Source organism: Streptomyces sp. NPDC002623 (genome assembly GCF_053592635.1).
Window position 1 is genome coordinate 71,505 of sequence record NZ_JBSFWB010000021.1, and the last position, 16,910, is coordinate 88,414.

At 70.8% G+C, this 16,910-nt stretch carries 15 protein-coding genes and 1 riboswitch; of the genes, 10 read left to right on the forward strand and 5 right to left on the reverse strand.

Annotated features, from left to right (window positions below):
• Nucleotides 1-176: 176 nt before the first annotated feature.
• Nucleotides 177-3,710, forward strand: coding sequence for a transcription-repair coupling factor (gene mfd / locus ACWD4O_RS32205; RefSeq protein ID WP_451285289.1), 3,534 nt, complete (start codon nt 177-179; stop codon nt 3,708-3,710).
• Between the two features lie 46 nt (nt 3,711-3,756).
• Here the strand turns inward: mfd and ACWD4O_RS32210 are convergent, their stop codons facing one another.
• The 3 genes from ACWD4O_RS32210 to ACWD4O_RS32220 form a co-directional block, all read right to left on the reverse strand.
• The gene (locus ACWD4O_RS32210) at nt 3,757-4,170 is read right to left on the reverse strand and encodes a MerR family transcriptional regulator (protein ID WP_451285442.1); all 414 of its coding nucleotides are present in this window, start codon (nt 4,168-4,170) and stop codon (nt 3,757-3,759) included.
• A gap of 98 nt (nt 4,171-4,268) precedes the next feature.
• Nucleotides 4,269-5,072, reverse strand: a complete 804-nt coding sequence (locus tag ACWD4O_RS32215) for an SDR family NAD(P)-dependent oxidoreductase (protein ID WP_451285444.1) — start codon at nt 5,070-5,072, stop codon at nt 4,269-4,271.
• 76 nt (nt 5,073-5,148) lie between these two features.
• Nucleotides 5,149-5,712, reverse strand: coding sequence for a TetR/AcrR family transcriptional regulator (locus tag ACWD4O_RS32220; protein ID WP_451285291.1), 564 nt, complete (start codon nt 5,710-5,712; stop codon nt 5,149-5,151).
• A gap of 108 nt (nt 5,713-5,820) precedes the next feature.
• Here ACWD4O_RS32220 and ACWD4O_RS32225 point away from each other — a divergent pair, with 108 nt between their 5' ends.
• A complete protein-coding gene (locus ACWD4O_RS32225; protein WP_451285293.1) occupies nt 5,821-6,729 on the forward strand; it encodes an SCO6745 family protein in 909 nt (302 codons plus the stop codon).
• A 134-nt stretch (nt 6,730-6,863) separates the two neighbouring features.
• Here the strand turns inward: ACWD4O_RS32225 and ACWD4O_RS32230 are convergent, their stop codons facing one another.
• Nucleotides 6,864-7,049: an antitoxin gene (locus ACWD4O_RS32230; protein ID WP_451285295.1), complete on the reverse strand. Its 186-nt coding sequence runs from the start codon at nt 7,047-7,049 to the stop codon at nt 6,864-6,866.
• A 190-nt stretch (nt 7,050-7,239) separates the two neighbouring features.
• Here ACWD4O_RS32230 and ACWD4O_RS32235 point away from each other — a divergent pair, with 190 nt between their 5' ends.
• Nucleotides 7,240-7,980: an HNH endonuclease family protein gene (locus ACWD4O_RS32235; protein WP_451285297.1), complete on the forward strand. Its 741-nt coding sequence runs from the start codon at nt 7,240-7,242 to the stop codon at nt 7,978-7,980.
• 9 nt (nt 7,981-7,989) lie between these two features.
• Here ACWD4O_RS32235 and ACWD4O_RS32240 read toward each other — a convergent pair whose 3' ends face one another.
• A complete protein-coding gene (locus ACWD4O_RS32240) occupies nt 7,990-8,412 on the reverse strand; it encodes a hypothetical protein (RefSeq protein WP_398424532.1) in 423 nt (140 codons plus the stop codon).
• 251 nt (nt 8,413-8,663) lie between these two features.
• On the opposite strand from ACWD4O_RS32240, the gene ACWD4O_RS32245 reads away from it, so the two are divergent.
• The 7 genes from ACWD4O_RS32245 to eno all read left to right on the forward strand — a co-directional run bounded on the left by ACWD4O_RS32245 (nt 8,664) and on the right by eno (nt 16,818).
• The gene (locus ACWD4O_RS32245) at nt 8,664-9,494 is read left to right on the forward strand and encodes a glycoside hydrolase domain-containing protein (protein WP_451285299.1); all 831 of its coding nucleotides are present in this window, start codon (nt 8,664-8,666) and stop codon (nt 9,492-9,494) included.
• Nucleotides 9,495-9,636: 142 nt separating this feature from the next.
• Nucleotides 9,637-10,284: a SurA N-terminal domain-containing protein gene (locus ACWD4O_RS32250; protein WP_451285301.1), complete on the forward strand. Its 648-nt coding sequence runs from the start codon at nt 9,637-9,639 to the stop codon at nt 10,282-10,284.
• A 57-nt stretch (nt 10,285-10,341) separates the two neighbouring features.
• A complete protein-coding gene (locus tag ACWD4O_RS32255) occupies nt 10,342-11,325 on the forward strand; it encodes a nucleoside triphosphate pyrophosphohydrolase (protein ID WP_451285303.1) in 984 nt (327 codons plus the stop codon).
• A gap of 143 nt (nt 11,326-11,468) precedes the next feature.
• The gene (locus ACWD4O_RS32260) at nt 11,469-12,767 is read left to right on the forward strand and encodes a cytochrome P450 family protein (protein ID WP_451285305.1); all 1,299 of its coding nucleotides are present in this window, start codon (nt 11,469-11,471) and stop codon (nt 12,765-12,767) included.
• A gap of 189 nt (nt 12,768-12,956) precedes the next feature.
• Nucleotides 12,957-14,006: a transglycosylase family protein gene (locus ACWD4O_RS32265; protein WP_451285307.1), complete on the forward strand. Its 1,050-nt coding sequence runs from the start codon at nt 12,957-12,959 to the stop codon at nt 14,004-14,006.
• 206 nt (nt 14,007-14,212) lie between these two features.
• A riboswitch (cyclic di-AMP (ydaO/yuaA leader) is annotated at nt 14,213-14,382 on the forward strand.
• A 3-nt stretch (nt 14,383-14,385) separates the two neighbouring features.
• Nucleotides 14,386-15,096, forward strand: coding sequence for a transglycosylase family protein (locus ACWD4O_RS32270; protein ID WP_451285308.1), 711 nt, complete (start codon nt 14,386-14,388; stop codon nt 15,094-15,096).
• 435 nt (nt 15,097-15,531) lie between these two features.
• Nucleotides 15,532-16,818 (forward strand): phosphopyruvate hydratase, encoded by a 1,287-nt coding sequence (gene eno, locus ACWD4O_RS32275; protein WP_450949677.1) that lies wholly within the window; start codon nt 15,532-15,534, stop codon nt 16,816-16,818.
• Nucleotides 16,819-16,910 lie beyond the last annotated feature (92 nt).

A 16,910-nucleotide genomic window follows, 5' to 3' on the forward strand; every position in this document is an offset into this window, starting at 1 on the left:
GGACCCCGACCGGGACCCCGGCGCCGACCCCCACCGTCCCCGGGGTTGTCCACAGCCCCCGGCGAACCGCACCGCCCCGTCGTACCCTGGACACCCCCGGCCCGTGACACGCGTCGGGCCCTTCGCGTTGCCAGCAACAAGCCCCGCCCCCGACCCCTCGGACGGAACAGCCCTCCATGAGCCTGCACGGTCTGCTCGACGCCGTCGTCAAGGACACCGCCCTCGCGGAAGCGATCCCCGCGGCCGCAGACGGCAACCGCATGCACGTCGACCTGGTCGGCCCCCCGGCGGCCCGCCCCTTCGCGATCGCCGCACTCGCCCGCGAGAGCGCCCGCACGGTCCTCGCCGTCACCGCCACCGGCCGCGAGGCCGAGGACCTGGCAGCCGCCCTGCGCTCGCTGCTCCCACCGGACGGCGTCGTGGAGTACCCCTCCTGGGAGACGCTCCCGCACGAGCGCCTCAGCCCCCGCAGCGACACCGTCGGCCGCCGCCTCGCCGTCCTGCGCCGCCTCGCCCACCCGCGCCCCGACGACCCGGAGACCGGCCCGGTCTCGGTGGTCGTCGCGCCGGTCCGCTCGGTGCTCCAGCCGCAGGTCAAGGGCCTCGGCGACCTGGAACCGGTGGCCCTGCGCACCGGCCAGAGCGCCGACCTGAACGCGATCGTCGAAGCCCTCGCCGCAGCCGCCTACGCGCGCGTGGAGCTCGTCGAGAAGCGCGGCGAGTTTGCCGTGCGCGGCGGCATCCTGGACGTGTTCCCGCCCACCGAGGAACACCCCCTGCGCGTCGAGTTCTGGGGCGACGACGTCGAGGAGATCCGCTACTTCAAGGTCGCCGACCAGCGCTCCCTGGAGGTCGCCGACCACGGCCTGTGGGCCCCGCCCTGCCGTGAACTCCTGTTGACGGAAGAGGTGCGCACGCGTGCGCGTGCCCTCGCCGAGCAGCATCCCGAGCTGGGCGAGCTGCTCGGCAAGATCGGCGAGGGCATCGCGGTCGAGGGCATGGAGTCCCTGGCCCCGGTGCTGGTCGACGACATGGAGCTGCTGATCGACGTCCTGCCCAAGAACGCGATGGCTGTCGTCTGCGATCCCGAGCGGGTACGCACGCGTGCCGCCGACCTCGTCGCGACCTCGCAGGAGTTCCTGCAGGCGTCCTGGGCGGCCACCGCCGGCGGCGGCGAGGCCCCCATCGACGTCGACGCGGCCTCCCTGTGGTCCATCGCGGACGTCCGCGACCACGCGCGCGAGCTGGACATGATGTGGTGGTCGGTGTCGCCGTTCGCGGCGGACGAAGAACTCGACGCGGACACGTTGAAGCTCGGCATGCACGCCCCCGAGACCTACCGCGGCGACACCGCGAAAGCCCTCGCGGACACCAAGGGCTGGCTGGCCGAAGGCTGGCGCGTCGTCTTCGTCACCGAGGCGCACGGCCCGGCGGCCCGCACCGTCGAGGTGCTCGGCGGCGAGGGCGTCGCGGCCCGGCTGGACGCCGACCTGACCGACCTCGGCCCCTCCCTGGTGCATGTGTCCTGCGGCTCGATCGACTACGGCTTCGTCGACCACACGCTGCGCCTCGCCGTCCTCACCGAGACCGATCTGTCCGGCCAGAAGGCGGCCGGCAAGGACGGCGCGCGCATGCCCGCGCGCCGCCGGAAGACCATCGACCCCCTCACCCTGGAGGCGGGCGACTACATCGTCCACGAGCAGCACGGCGTGGGCCGCTACATCGAGATGGTGCAGCGCACGGTCCAGGGCGCCACGCGCGAGTACCTGGTCGTCGAGTACGCCCCCGCCAAGCGCGGCCAGCCCGGCGACCGGCTCTACATCCCCACCGACCAGCTGGAGCAGATCACCAAGTACGTCGGCGGCGAGGCCCCCACCCTGCACCGGCTCGGCGGCGCGGACTGGACGAAGACCAAGGCGCGCGCCAAGAAGGCCGTCAAGGAGATCGCCGCCGACCTCATCAAGCTGTACTCGGCCCGGATGGCCGCCCCCGGGCACGCCTTCGGCACCGACACCCCCTGGCAGCGCGAACTGGAGGACGCCTTCCCCTACGCGGAGACGCCCGACCAGCTCACCACCATCGCCGAGGTCAAGGACGACATGGAGAAGACGGTCCCGATGGACCGCCTGATCTGCGGCGACGTCGGCTACGGCAAGACGGAGATCGCGGTCCGCGCCGCCTTCAAGGCCGTCCAGGACGGCAAGCAGGTCGCCGTCCTCGTGCCGACGACCCTCCTCGTGCAGCAGCACTTCGGCACGTTCGGCGAGCGGTATGCGCAGTTCCCGGTGAACGTGAAGGCCCTCTCCCGCTTCCAGACCGACACGGAGGCCAAGGCGACCCTGGAGGGCCTGCGCGAAGGCTCCGTGGACGTCGTCATCGGCACCCACCGGCTGTTCTCCTCCGAGACCAAGTTCAAGGACCTCGGCCTGGTCATCGTCGACGAGGAGCAGCGCTTCGGCGTCGAGCACAAGGAGCAGCTGAAGAAGCTCCGCGCGAACGTCGACGTCCTGACGATGTCCGCGACCCCCATCCCGCGCACCCTGGAGATGGCGGTGACGGGCATCCGCGAGATGTCGACGATCACCACGCCCCCGGAGGAGCGCCACCCGGTGCTCACCTTCGTCGGCCCCTACGAGCAGAAGCAGATCGGTGCCGCCATCCGCCGTGAACTGCTGCGCGAGGGCCAGGTCTTCTACATCCACAACCGGGTCGAGTCCATCGACCGCGCGGCCGCGCGACTGCGCGAGATCGTGCCCGAGGCGCGCATCGCCACCGCCCACGGCCAGATGTCCGAGACCGCGCTGGAACAGGTCGTCGTCGACTTCTGGGAGAACAAGTTCGACGTGCTCGTCTCGACGACGATCGTCGAGTCCGGCATCGACATCTCCAACGCCAACACGCTGATCGTGGAGCGCGGAGACACCTTCGGCCTGTCCCAGCTGCACCAGCTGCGCGGCCGGGTGGGCCGAGGCAGGGAGCGCGGCTACGCGTACTTCCTGTACCCCCCGGAGAAGCCCCTGACGGAGACCGCCCACGAGCGTCTGGCGACCATCGCCCAGCACACGGAGATGGGCGCGGGCATGTACGTGGCGATGAAGGACCTGGAGATCCGCGGCGCGGGCAACCTCCTGGGCGGCGAGCAGTCCGGCCATATCGCGGGCGTCGGCTTCGACCTGTACGTCCGGATGGTCGGCGAGGCCGTCGCGGACTACCGGCGTCAGCTGGAGACCGGCGGTATCGAGGAGGAGCCGCCGCTCGAGGTCAAGATCGAGCTGCCGGTCGACGCGCACGTCCCGCACGACTACGCGCCCGGCGAGCGGCTCAGGCTCCAGGCCTACCGTTCCATCGCCTCCGCCAACTCGGAGGACGACGTCAAGGCCGTCCGCGAGGAACTCGTCGACCGCTACGGCAAGTTGCCGGAACCGGTGGAGAACCTGCTGCTGGTGGCCGGCCTGCGGATGCTGGCACGCGCGTGTGGCGTCGGCGAGATCGTGCTCCAGGGCGCCAACATCCGCTTCGCGCCGGTGGAGCTGCGCGAGTCGCAGGAGCTGCGTCTGAAGCGGGTGTACCCCGGTTCGGTCATCAAGCCGGCCGCGCACCAGATCCTCGTGCCCCGCCCGAAGCCCACGAGGGTCGGCGGCAAACCGCTGGTCGGACGGGAACTGCTGGGCTGGGTCGGCGAGTTCCTGGCGACGGTGCTGGGGTCGTAGGCCGTCGCAGGCGTCGTAGGCGCAGTAGCCGGCCCTGGCCGTCTCCTCAGGCCACCGGCCGGACGATCCGTCCGCCGGTGGCTTCGGCGGACACAGTGGCCCCGGTGGCTTCGGTGGCTTCGGCCAGGGCGGCCGCGAGACGGTCGCGGACCTCGATCTGGGCCGCGATCCGCTCCTCCATGACCGCGAGGCGCCGCAGCGCGACCTGGAGGGTCCGGCCGGTCGGCCTCGACGCCGTCACGTCCTGGTCCAGGCAGGGCAGGAAGAGGCGTACGTCGTCCAGGGTGAGCCCCGCCGCCACGAGGCGACGGATGTTGCGGACGCGGACGACGACGGAGGCGGCGTCGTAGCGCCGGTAGCCGTTGGCGGCCCGCTCGGAGGAGATCAGCCCCGCCTGCTCGTAGTGCCGCAGAGCGCGTGGCGAGGCACCGGTGACGTCGGCGAGCTCGCCGATGCGCAGCGGCCGCGAAGGCATGGGCGTGGGCGTGGGCGTGGGCGCGGGTATGTACGTGGGCTCGGGCAGGGGCTCGCGCTTGGGCTCGGGCATGCGCGCCAGTCTCATGCGACGACCGCTCCGCCGTCCACCGGCAGGATCGCGCCCGTGATGAACGAGGCCTGGGGCGAGGCGAGTCGGGTGATCGCCCAGGCGACCTCCGCGGGGCGGCCGACCCGGCCGAGCGGGGTGTGCTCGAGCTGCCACTTGCGGATCGCGGCACGCTGCTCGGGGGTGTAGCCGCTGTGGTCGGCGATCGGCGTCTCGATCGCACCGGGCGCCACGGCGACGACGCGGATCCCGAGCGGCGCCAGTTCGACCGCCCAACTGCGCGTGAGCACTTCGAGCGCCGCCTTTCCGGCCGCGTACAGCGAGTTTCCGGGCCAGCCGCGCTGCCCGACGGCCGTCGTCACGTTCACCACGACGCCCCGGCTGTCCGTCAGCGCCGCCAGCGCGGCCTGGGTGAGCAGGACGGGAGCGATCAGGTTCGTCGCGAGCTGGGGCTGCACGGACGCGCGTGTGTAGGTGCGCAGGGACTCGGCGCTGACGATCGCCGCGTTGTTGACCAGGACGTCGAGGCGTCCGCCGCCCCGCTCGAGCGCCGTACGGACGACGGTGGCCGGGCCGTCCTCGGAGGTGATGTCCACGGCGAGCGGGACGATGCGGTCCTCGTCGTGGGCGGCGGTCTCGGCGAGGGGCGCCGCCCGCCGGCCTACGGCGATCACACACGCTCCCAGCGCGGCGAAGGCATGGGCCGTGGCCCGACCGATACCGGTGCCGGCGCCCGTGACGACGACGGTACGAGTCCCGTCCGCGGGGCTCGCGGGGCTCGCGGGACTCTTGGGGTTCTCGGGGCTCGCAGGGTTCATGGGGTTGGCCGGGTTCATGGGGCGATCGTCGAACCTTGACGCCGGTGTCAAGGTCAAGCAGCTGCCTCGAGGGGGACTACGGGGACCGGAACAGCATGCTCGCCAGGGCCCGGAACATCTCCTCGGGGTCCCGCCCGGCCACCGCGTTGTCGAGGTTGTGGCTGAGGAGGAGCGTGGCGAAGCCGTGGGCCATGGACCAGGCGGCGATTCCGGCGAGGCGGTCGTCGTCGGCGCCGCCCTCGGGGCGGACGTGGGAGACGGCGGTGCGCAGGGCGTCGGTGGCCAGGGCGCGGGCCGTGGTGAGTTCGAGGTCGTCGGCGCGCAGGAGTCCGGGCGTGAACATCACCTGGAAGTGGGCGGGATGCTCGCGGGCGAAGCGGACGTAGCGCACACCCGCGTCCTTCAGGTCGGCCGCCTCCTTGATCGCGGCCGCGAGCAGGCCGAAGCCCTCCGCCGCGATCGCCGTCAGCAGACCGGTGCGGTCCCGGAAGTGGTGGGCCGGCGCCGCGTGCGAGACGCCGGCCCGGCGGGCGAGATCGCGCAGGCTCAGCCCGGAGGGGCCGTCGGCGGTGATGGCGTCGAGGGCGGCGGTGAGGATGGCGCGCCGCAGGTCGCCGTGGTGGTAGGGGCGGTCGTTCATGGACAGCAGCGTACGCCGCATCTAGGCATTGACAAGTTCGCGGGGGTCGGGCAATCTTGTCAGTGTCAAGTTGTGGGCGGATGCCGAAGGCGACGAGGGGGATACGTCATGTCCGAGAACGAGGTGGTCGGGGTGGGCGAGCAGCGCGGGCCGGTCGAGCCGGCCCAGGCGCGCAGGCTCTGGCACCTGCTGGAGCCACTGCATGCGGTGCTGTACTTCGCGCCGGAGGTCTTCGAGGAGGCCGGCGCGCTCGGCTACTCGGCCGAGGACCGCTGGTCGAGCTACTTCCCGTTCCGTGCGGCCCCGTTGGGCCCGGTGAGCGCCGAGGCGGTGGGCTCCGCGTTCTACAGCTTCCGGCCCGGCACGGTCGCCCGGTACATCGACGACGCCTGGAAGGTCGCCGACCCCGAAGCCGTCCTGGCGGCGCGCCTGCGGGGCGTCGACCGGGCGTATCGCAAGCTGTTCGGCGATCTGATGGACGGTCCCGGACTGGCCGAGGCCGCCGCCCTCGCCCGCCGAGCCGCCGAGGCCGCGGTCACGGCGGGCCGCCCGCTCGCCGCGGCCAACGCCGCGCTGGCGTGGCCGAGCGAACCGCACCTCCAGCTCTGGCAGGCGGCCACGGTCCTGCGTGAGCACCGTGGCGACGGCCACCTCGCCGCGCTGCTCGTCGCCGGCCTCGACCCGACCGAGGCGCTGGTGTCCTTCGCGGCGATAGGCGCCGCGTCCGTCGAGCGCTTCGAGAGCCGCGGCTGGACCCGCGAGGAGTGGGCGGCGGCACGCGAACGCCTGGCGGCCAGAGGCCTGATCGAGCCGGACGGCGACGCGGCGACGGAGCAGGGCCGCGAACTGCGCCGCCGCATCGAGCAGGACACCGACCGGCTGGCGCTCGGCCCCTGGCAGGCCCTGGGGCAGGAGTCCACCGAGCGCCTCGCCGCCCTCCTGGGCGACTACTGGGTCGCGGTCATCGGCTCCGGCCTGCTGCCCTCGGAGTCGACGCTGGGCATCGGCAAGGCCTGAAGGTCCGAGGGCCTGAGGGGCCGGTCGGGGAAGGTGAAGCCGCCCGCAGGGTGTGGCTCTCTGCGGACGGCCTTGAACGCGCTGGGTGACGCCGGTCGGCGCCCACGGGTGGAGTCGAGGTTCGGGCAGGCAGGCTAGGGCTTGTCGGGCCGGTCCTCGTCCATACCGAGCCGCTCGTGCAGCTTCTGCTGCCCGGAGTCGACCTGGGACTCGTACTTGTTGCCCGTCTTCTCGTTGATCTGCTTCTCCGCGGCGTCGGACATGTCCCTGGCCTTGCCCTGTGCCGCCTTGTTGCTCTTGAACCTGTCGAAGATGCCCATCCAGAGCTCCTTCCGGGGGTGACTCTCCACTGACGATATTCCCGGGATGCGAGAGATGCCCACTTGAGCGGGTTGTGGTCTGGACCTCCCGGCTGCCTCCGCGCGCCCCCTCGCTACTGTGTGTGCGAGACGCCGTCGGGGGAATCCGCCCTGTGCGGGGTGGCAGCGGGGCGGGCAAGGGGAGGGGCGCGTGAAGCGTCTGAGGGGTGGGGCGGCGGCTGCCGTCGTACTGATGTGTGCCGCGACGGCGGCCGGCTGCACCGAGCAGACCACCGGCTCCGGTTCCACCGGCGCGGGGCCAACGGCGGGCGGCGGGTCGGCGAGCGGCGGCGCCGCTCTCGCGGCGGCCGAGTCGCTGACCGTGAAGGGGCGGGCCCCCAAGACCGGCTACGAGCGGAACAAGTTCGGCTCCGCCTGGGCGGACACCGACTCCAACTCGTGTGACACCCGTGACGACATACTCAAGCGAGACCTGGAGGAGGTGAAGTACACCGGCGGCACCTGCAAGGTGTCCTACGGCGTGCTGGAGTCGGACCCGTACTCCGGCAAGGGCGTGACCTATCGGCGTGGCAGCAGCAAGGTCGACATCGACCATGTCGTCGCCCTGTCCGACGCCTGGCAGAAGGGCGCCAAGTACTGGGACGCCAGTAAGCGGATAGCCCTCGCCAACGACCCGCTCAACCTCCTGGCCGTCGACGCGAGCACCAACCGCTCCAAGGGGGACGGCGACACCGCGACGTGGCTGCCGCCCAACAAGGCCTACCGGTGCACGTACGTCGCGGCGCAGGTCGCCGTGAAGAAGAAGTACGAGCTGTGGGTCAGTGCGGCGGAGAAGTCCGCGATGGAGAAGGTCCTGACGACCTGTCCCGACCAGCGACTCCCCACCGGCGGCAACCCGACGAAGGCGCCGGAGCGCTTCCACGCGGGCTGAGGCGGCGCGCTACTGCCCGTACGGGTATCCCTGCTGGTACGGGTTCGGCTGGCCCGTCCCGTACGCCGGGCCGGTCGCCAGGCCTGTCGACGGGCCCGTCGTCCAGGCCCTCTTGTCGAACATCGCGAACAGCAGCAGCATCGTCGCGGTCAGCAGGGTCACCATCACGGTGATGCCCAGGACGAGGTCACCGTCGTCGTTGTCCGAGACCGTCGCCCAGACCAGGACCACGCACTCGTACAGCGTGAACGAGGCGAAGGCCGCCCAGTCGGAGGCGAGCCTGCGGCGGATCGCCACGTACAGGAAGGGCACCCAGACCAGGAAGCCCAGCGAGACCCACACCAGGACCACCCAGGCGAGCCGCTGGAACCAGCCGGCCTCGAGCCGTCTCTCCGAGCCCGTCGCCGTCGTAGCCGTCGTCGGCATCGTCATGTGTCGCCCCCCAAGTCAGCAGGGGGCAAGAGTAGGACACGGTCAGCTCATGCCAGGGCCCCGCTTCTTTACTGTGACATGAGTGAATCTTGTCGCTCTGCGGGACCCGTGTTTCCCGAGTGCAGGGGTGCCGCGGGTTACGGTGCGATCCGTTTCCGGTGCCGTACGTCGAGTCGAGACCGTATCGTCGCTCCGGAGCAGGGGACTTCCGTGCGGCACGCACGAAGACACACACGAACGATGGGGTGGGGATGGCCGAGCACCGGCAGTCCAGAAAGCGCAGATACATCACGTGGGGCGTGGCCGGCGCGGCCGTCCTCGCGGGGGCCGGGATAGCCGCGCAGACCTCGATGGCGGCCACCGCCTGGCCCGCGCAGAAGACGTACACCGGCACTGCCTTCGACACCTGCACCGCGCCCTCGCTGGCCGCGATGAAGGCATGGAAGAGCAACGGCTTCTACGGCGCCGCGGCCGTCTACGTCGGCGGCAAGAACCGGGGCTGCGCGCAGCCCAACCTGACCGCTTCCTGGGTGAAGTCGGTCAACGCGACCGGTATGAAGCTCATCCCGATCTACGTCGGCGCCCAGCCGTCCTGCCAGACCGGCTCCAGCCCCGAGAAGCTCACCGCCGCCACGGCCGCCTCCCTCGGCGCGACCGACGGCGCGGACGCGGTCGCGAAGTCCGCCGCGCTCGGCATGAAGGCCGGCAGCCCGATCTACCTCGACATGGAGCCCTACGACATCACCGACAAGGCGTGCAACGACGCCGTGTTGACGTATGTGCGCTCCTTCACCAAGACGCTGCGCGCCAAGACGTACCGCGCCGGCTACTACGGCTTCAGCAGCTCCAGCGCCAAGGCGATCGCCACCGCCACGAACAAGACGGACCTGCCGGGCAACCTGTGGTACGCGCTGTGGGACAACAAGAACACCACGACCACGGACTGGCCGTGGGGCGCCACCCAGTACACGAACCACAGTCGGGGCCACCAGTACATGGTCAACAGCAAGGAGACCCGCGGCGGCTACACGATCACCGTGGACCGCGACGCGTGGGACGCCCCGGTCGCCATCATCGGCTGAACCGCACCACCCGTGGGGCGCGGCGGTGCGGGAAGTCCTGGTGAATCGTTGGTCGAATGGGTTGGCCCCAGCCGCACCACTGCCTACCATCGATCACCGCAAGACTTTGTGCACCGTCGCACAATCTCCTCGGGAGGCTTCCTTGCACCGCCGTCGTCGTCGCACCGCGCTCCTGCTGTCCGCCGCGATCGCGGCAGCCCCTCTCCTGACCGCCTGCGGGAACGACGCGCATCCCGGCGCGGCGGCCGTCGTGGGCGGCCAGCGGATCACCGTCGCCCAGCTGGAGAGCCGGGTGAACGAGGTGCGCACGGCCCAGCGCGCCGCGGTCACCGACGACGCGCAGTACGCGCAGGCCATCGCCCAGACCGGCACCCTCACCCGGGACACCCTGCACGGCATGGTCCTGGACCGGGTGCTGCACCGAGCGGCCGAGGACGCGGGCGTGACCGTCACCCCCCGCGAGGTCCAGGCGCTGCGGGCCGGCCTGGAACAGCAGGCGGGCGGCGCGAAGGGCCTGGAGACGGCATGGCTCCAGCAGTACGGCATCCCGCCGCAGCGTCTCGACGACAACCTGCGCCTCCAGCTGGAGGCGCAGAAACTCGCCACCGACCTCGGCACGGACACCAGCCAGCCGGCCTTCTGGAGCGCCCTGTCCAAGGCGTCCAAGGCACTCGGCGTCGACCTCAACCCGCGCTACGGCAACTGGGACGCGCAGAAGGTGGCCCGCGTCGACGCGAAGACGCCCTGGGTACGGGAGATCACCGCGCCGGGGACGCAGACGACGACGTGAGGGAACGTCCGTACGAATGATCGCGGGGCTGTCGGTGGCGTGGGTTACGTTCGAGGTGTGAACGCAACCAGCTCCGCCGCCGCCGACGCCCCCGGCCGCGTCGTCCTGCTCACCACCAGCCATCGTGTCGCCCCCGGCCTGCTGTCCTGGCCCGCCTGGCAGACGCTGCGCGCGGCGGACCGGGTGCTGTGCGCGGACGGCGCGCATCCGCAGCTGCCCTATCTGCGGGACGCGGGGCTTGCGGTCGAGGAGATCTCCCCGACCGCCGAAGAGCTGGTCGCCGCCTGTGCCGACGGCGGCACGGTGGTGGTCGTGGCGACCGGCGAGGGCGAACCGGCCCTCACCGACGGCCTGGCCCGGCTGGCCGGCTCCGGCCGCGTGGCGATGCCCGAGCTGGAGCTGCTCCCCGCCTCCTACGACCTCCCCGGCGCCCGGCTCCTCGACCTCGTCCAGGTCATGGACCGCATCCGCGCCGAGTGCCCGTGGTCGTCGCAGCAGACCCACAAGGGCCTCGCCAAGTACGGCATCGAGGAGGCCTACGAACTCGTCGAGGCGATCGAGGACGGCGACCGCGACGAACTCCGCGAGGAACTGGGCGACGTCCTGCTCCAGGTCGTCTTCCACTCCCGTATAGCGGAGGAGGACCCGGACTCCCCGTTCTCCGTCGACGACGTCGCGGGCACGATCGTCGCCAAGCTCGTTCACCGCCACCCCCATGTCTTCGGCGACGAGACGGCCACGACCCCGGAGGAGGTCAAGGCGCACTGGCTGCGCACGAAGGCGATAGAGAAGCAGCGGAAGTCGGTGACGGACGGCGTCCCCCTCGGCCAGCCGGGCCTCGCACTGGCGGCGAAGCTGTCCTCGCGCGTGCGGACGGCAGGACTGGAGGTGCCCCTCCCGGCCTCCGACGGCATCGGCTACGAGCTGCTCGCCCTGGCGGCCCGGGCGGAGGCGGAGGGCGTGGATCCGGAGGCGGCGCTGCGGGCGGCGGCCCGGGCCTACCGGGACGCGATCAGGGTTGTCGAAGGGGTGGAGGACTAGTCGGGCGGGCTCCTGAGCCGGTCGCGGAGCGCGGGGGAGGCCGTACCGCAAGGCCGACGAGGCGCTCACCCCGAACCGCGGCGAGGCGCTCACCCCGAACACCGCGGCGAGGCGCTCACCGTGAACACCGCTACCGTCGAGGAGTGACCAACCAGCCCCACCCCACGGCCGACGCCCCGCCCGCCCCGCCCGCCCCGGAACTCTTCACCTGGGAGTTCGCCACCGACCCCTACCCCGCCTACGCCTGGCTCCGTGAGCACGCGCCCGTGCACCGGACCGAACTGCCCAGCGGTGTCGAGGCCTGGTTGGTCACGCGGTACGGGGACGCGAAGCAGGCGCTCGCCGACCAGCGGCTCTCCAAGAACCCCGCGCATCACGACGAACCCGCGCACGCCAAGGGCAAGACCGGCATCCCCGGTGAGCGCAAGGCCGAGCTGATGACGCATCTGCTGAACATCGACCCGCCGGACCACACCCGGCTGCGCCGGCTCGTCAGCAAGGCGTTCACACCCCGTCGGGTCGCCGAGTTCGCGCCACGGGTGCAGGAGCTGACGGATCAGCTCATCGACCGGTTCGCGGCGAACGGCGAGGCCGACCTCATCCACGACTTCGCCTTCCCGCTCCCCATCTACGCCATCTGCGACCTCCTGGGCGTCCCCCGCGAGGACCAGGACGACTTCCGCGACTGGGCCGGGATGATGATCCGGCACGGCGGAGGGCCCCGGGGCGGTGTCGCGCGGTCGGTGAAGAAGATGCGCGGCTATCTGCTGGAGCTCATCCACCGCAAGCGCGCGGAGCTGCCGGCCGAGCCCGCGCCCGGCGAGGACCTCATCTCCGGCCTCATCCGCGCCTCCGACCACGGCGAGCACCTCACCGAGAACGAGGCCGCGGCGATGGCCTTCATCCTTCTGTTCGCGGGCTTCGAGACGACCGTCAACCTCATCGGAAACGGCACCTACGCCCTCCTCACCCACCCCGAGCAGCGCGAACGTCTCCAGCGGTCGCTGACCGAGGACGACGGCGACCGCACCCTCCTGGAGACCGGCGTCGAGGAACTGCTGCGCTACGACGGCCCCGTGGAGCTCGCCACCTGGCGGTTCGCGACCGAGCCGCTCAGCATCGGCGGGCAGGACATCGCGCAGGGCGACCCCGTCCTCGTCGTGCTGGCGGCCGCCGACCGTGATCCGGCCCGCTTCGCCGACCCCGACCGCCTCGACCTGTCCCGCCGTGACAATCAACACCTCGGCTACGGCCACGGCATCCACTACTGCCTGGGCGCCCCGCTGGCCCGGCTGGAGGGCCAGACCGCGCTGGCTGCCCTGCTCACCCGGCTGCCCGACCTCCGACTGGCCGTGGACCCGGCCCAGTTGAGGTGGCGTGGCGGGCTCATCATGCGCGGACTGCGGACGCTCCCGGTCGAGTTCACTTCCGTGCGTATCTGATCGGATGTCAGCCGGAGTGTGACCATTCGGCGAAGCAAAGGTGACCGACCCTCAAGTCTGTGATCTTCACGTGATCTGCGCGGCATTAACTTGTGACAAGTGATCGTGTGCCGATACGTTCACTCGTCAGCGCGACGCGTCAGTCGCACCCGTCGCGCCGGTCACTGCTGTCCAGAGAAAGGCCCTCGCATGCTCTCCGGGAACGGTCGTCACCGTCGCCCCCGTCAGGCTCCGGCCCTCCTCGTCGCAGCCGGAGTGACCGGGTCCGCCATCGCCATCCCGCTGCTGGCCGCCTCCGGCGCGAGCGCCGCCGACGGCACGGTGTGGGACAAGGTGGCACAGTGCGAGACCGGCGGCTCGTGGAGCGCCGCCAAGGGCGGCGAGTACGGCGGCCTGAGCCTCACCCAGAAGGAATGGGAGACGTACGGCGGACTCGACTACGCGACGAGCCCCGACCTGGCCAGCCGCAACCAGCAGATCGCCGTCGCGCAGAAACTGCTCGCCGCCGAGAACGTCGGCGCGTGGGGCACCTGCGGGCTGACCTCCGGGCTCACCCAGGAGAACGGCGCGCTGGACGTGGACACCGGCGTGGCGGACGACTCGTCCGACACGTCTTCGTCGTCCGGATCGTCCGATCTGCCCAAGGGGCTGGACGGCGACTCCTCGGATTCATCGAGCTCCTCGGACTCTTCGGGCTCGTCGAGCACCGACGACAGTTCGGCGGGATCGTCCGAGTCGTCCGACTCGTCAGTGGATTCATCGAGTTCGCCTTCGGTGTCCCCTTCGTCGCCTTCATCCCCTTCGTCCTCCACCGCTGACGATCCCGCCGGGACCGACGGCTCTCCCTCGGCGACCTCGGAAGCGGACGACTCGGGCTACTCGGACAAGTCGGTCCAGGATGCGGGCTCTTGGAGCCTCGTCGACACCGGCTCCCTCGGCTCCGGCAAGCACCGCGGCGCCACCGCCGACGAGAGTGCGACCCCCACGACGAAGAGCGCCACCGGCGCGACCGACACCGCGGCGAGCGACGCCGCAGTGGACGGCGTCTCCGCCGCCTCCGCCGGTCGGCACGCCGCGGTCACCTACGTCGTCCAGGAAGGCGACTCCCTCGTCTCCATCGCCGACTCCCTTGGCATCGACGGCGGATGGCAGGCCCTCTATGCCGAGAACAGGGACCTCATCGGTGCCGACCCGAGCGACATCGTCACCGGTCAGACCCTCGACACAGCGGTCCAATAGGGCAGGAACGCACCGAAAAACGCCGGGAGTTCACGTCACACTTCGCTCCGGAATGTCCGGTTTGGTGAAAGTGTGGGATGAGTCTCAGAAGCCCTGATCGTCTTTGAAATTCCGCGGATCACGTGGCTACGGTCAAGGCCGCTCGGCAATCCGAGCCCCGGTCGTCGCAACGCCGAGTCCTGCCAGCGGCCGCCCGGGAACAGTCGTCGCGTCAAGCGCCGTAGGCAGGAGCGGGGGACCCAAGGTAAGTGCCGGGACCGGCGGTTGACGCCGGATCCGGCTTGGGGTGAAGCCACGCCTCCCCTGGAGGAGTGGCCGGGCAACTCACACGGCCCGAACCCGACAGCTCACCTCGCAGGCGTCGGTGAGGGGATCCACCATGCTGTTTTCCGGTAAGGGCAAGCACCGTCGTCCGTCCAAGGCCACCCGCGTCGCCACGCTCGCCGGCGTCACCGGCGTCGCCATCGCCGCCCCGCTGATGGCGGCCGGCAACGCCTCCGCCGCCACCGCCGCCGAGTGGGACGCGGTCGCCCAGTGCGAGTCCGGCGGCAACTGGTCCATCAACACCGGCAACGGCTACTACGGCGGTCTGCAGTTCTCCGCCTCCACCTGGGCCGCGTACGGCGGCACGCAGTACGCCGCGCAGGCCAACCAGGCCTCCAAGACGCAGCAGATAACCGTCGCCGAGAAGGTCCTCGCGGGCCAGGGCAAGGGCGCCTGGCCGGTCTGCGGCACGGGCCTGTCCAGCGCCGCCTACAACGGCGGCAGCGCCGACTCCACCAGCTCCGGCTCCAGCTCCGGCTCCAGCTCCTCCAGCTCGTCGAACAGCACCAGCACCCGTTCGACCGAGGAGCAGAGCGCCTCCCGCTCGACCGACCGACCGGCCGCCTCCAAGACGGTCACCACCCCGACCGGCAAGAAGGTCGAGAAGGGCGACGGCGAGTACAAGGTCGTCAAGGGCGACACCCTCAGCTCCATCGCCGAGAAGCACAAGGTCGCCGGCGGCTGGCAGAAGCTGTTCGAGCTGAACAAGGACATCGTCGACGACGCCGACCTCATCTACCCGGGCCAGCAGCTGCACCTGAAGTGAGCTGCGGCTCCTGGGTCGGGCTCCGGCTCCCGAAGTGACATCCGGCTCTCAGGGAAGTCACAGCGCCCTCCCAGGTGAGGCCCGCACACTGAAGACCTCGTGAGGGTCACCCCCCGTCCCCACGGGCCCCCCGCTCCGGTGCGTGTTCCCCCGTACGCACCGGAGCGGGGTTTCTCTTTGCCCGTCCCCCGTCCCCCGTCCCCCCGCCTCCCGTTCCTCTTGCCTGTTTCCTTTGCCGGTTGGCAACTTCCTGTTGGTCTTTGGCGACCGCGCCCTTTGTTCCGTGCGTGAACAATGAGTACGGTCAGTTTGTCCACGGGGCGGTCGGTCGGCTGCCGACGCCCCGAAGGCGGTTAGGCTCTAGTCGCAAGGCTCAGCGCGGGCCCGTCACGGCCCACCTGCCCCGCACAACCAGCGTCACATCCCAAGAAGGAGATGCTCGTGCCGTCCATCGACGTCGTCGTAGCCCGGGAAATCCTGGACTCCCGAGGCAACCCCACGGTCGAGGTCGAGGTCGGCCTCGACGACGGCAGCACGGGTCGTGCCGCCGTTCCGTCCGGCGCCTCCACCGGTGCCTTCGAGGCCATCGAGCTCCGCGACGGTGACCCGAACCGCTACCACGGCAAGGGTGTCGAGAAGGCCGTCCTCGCCGTCATCGAGCAGATCGGCCCGGAGCTCGTCGGCTACGACGCCACCGAGCAGCGCCTGATCGACCAGGCCATGTTCGACCTGGACGCCACCGACAACAAGGGCTCCCTCGGCGCCAACGCCATCCTCGGCGTCTCGCTCGCCGTGGCCCACGCCGCCTCCGAGGCCAGCGACCTGCCGCTGTTCCGCTACCTGGGCGGCCCCAACGCGCACCTGCTGCCGGTGCCGATGATGAACATCCTGAACGGCGGCTCGCACGCCGACTCCAACGTGGACATCCAGGAGTTCATGATCGCCCCGATCGGCGCGGAGTCCTTCTCCGAGGCCCTGCGCTGGGGCGCCGAGGTCTACCACACCCTCAAGAAGGTGCTGAAGACCAAGGGCCTGTCCACCGGCCTCGGCGACGAGGGCGGCTTCGCCCCGAACCTGGAGTCCAACCGCGCCGCCCTCGACCTCATCGTCGAGGCCATCAAGCAGGCCGGTTACATCCCCGGCGAGCAGATCGCGCTCGCGCTCGACGTCGCCGCGTCCGAGTTCTACAAGGACGGCAAGTACGAGTTCGAGGGCAAGTCCCGCTCGGCCGCCGAGATGACCGAGTACTACGAGGAGCTCGTCTCCGCGTACCCGCTGGTCTCCATCGAGGACCCGCTGTACGAGGACGACTGGGCCGGCTGGAACGTCATCACCGAGAAGATCGGTGACAAGGTCCAGATCGTCGGCGACGACCTGTTCGTCACCAACCCCGAGCGCCTGGCCCGCGGCATCGAGGAGGGCTCCGCGAACGCCCTGCTCGTCAAGGTGAACCAGATCGGCTCGCTGACCGAGACCCTGGACGCCGTCGAGCTCGCCCAGCGCAACGGCTTCAAGTGCATGATGTCCCACCGTTCCGGCGAGACCGAGGACGTCACCATCGCCGACCTCGCCGTCGCCGTGAACTGCGGTCAGATCAAGACCGGCGCCCCGGCCCGCTCGGACCGCGTCGCCAAGTACAACCAGCTGCTGCGCATCGAGGAGATCCTCGACGACGCGGCGGTGTACGCCGGCCGCAGCGCGTTCCCCCGCTTCAAGGGCTGAGCTTCAAGGGCTGACCCGTCGCTCCGTAAGAGGCGTCGTACGTACGTCCCCGTACCCGGTCCCGTACCGTGTGCGGGGACGTACGCACGTGT

Coding starts and splice junctions, on each gene's coding strand:
- mfd (WP_451285289.1), top strand. CDS start 177: ATGAGCCTGCACGGTCTGCTCGACGCCGTCGTCAAGGACACCGCCCTC.
- ACWD4O_RS32215 (WP_451285444.1), bottom strand. CDS start 5,072: ATGAACCCTGCGAGCCCCGAGAACCCCAAGAGTCCCGCGAGCCCCGCG.
- ACWD4O_RS32220 (WP_451285291.1), bottom strand. CDS start 5,712: ATGAACGACCGCCCCTACCACCACGGCGACCTGCGGCGCGCCATCCTC.
- ACWD4O_RS32225 (WP_451285293.1), top strand. CDS start 5,821: ATGTCCGAGAACGAGGTGGTCGGGGTGGGCGAGCAGCGCGGGCCGGTC.
- ACWD4O_RS32230 (WP_451285295.1), bottom strand. CDS start 7,049: ATGGGCATCTTCGACAGGTTCAAGAGCAACAAGGCGGCACAGGGCAAG.
- ACWD4O_RS32240 (WP_398424532.1), bottom strand. CDS start 8,412: ATGACGATGCCGACGACGGCTACGACGGCGACGGGCTCGGAGAGACGG.
- ACWD4O_RS32245 (WP_451285299.1), top strand. CDS start 8,664: ATGGCCGAGCACCGGCAGTCCAGAAAGCGCAGATACATCACGTGGGGC.
- ACWD4O_RS32265 (WP_451285307.1), top strand. CDS start 12,957: ATGCTCTCCGGGAACGGTCGTCACCGTCGCCCCCGTCAGGCTCCGGCC.
- ACWD4O_RS32270 (WP_451285308.1), top strand. CDS start 14,386: ATGCTGTTTTCCGGTAAGGGCAAGCACCGTCGTCCGTCCAAGGCCACC.
- eno (WP_450949677.1), top strand. CDS start 15,532: ATGCTCGTGCCGTCCATCGACGTCGTCGTAGCCCGGGAAATCCTGGAC.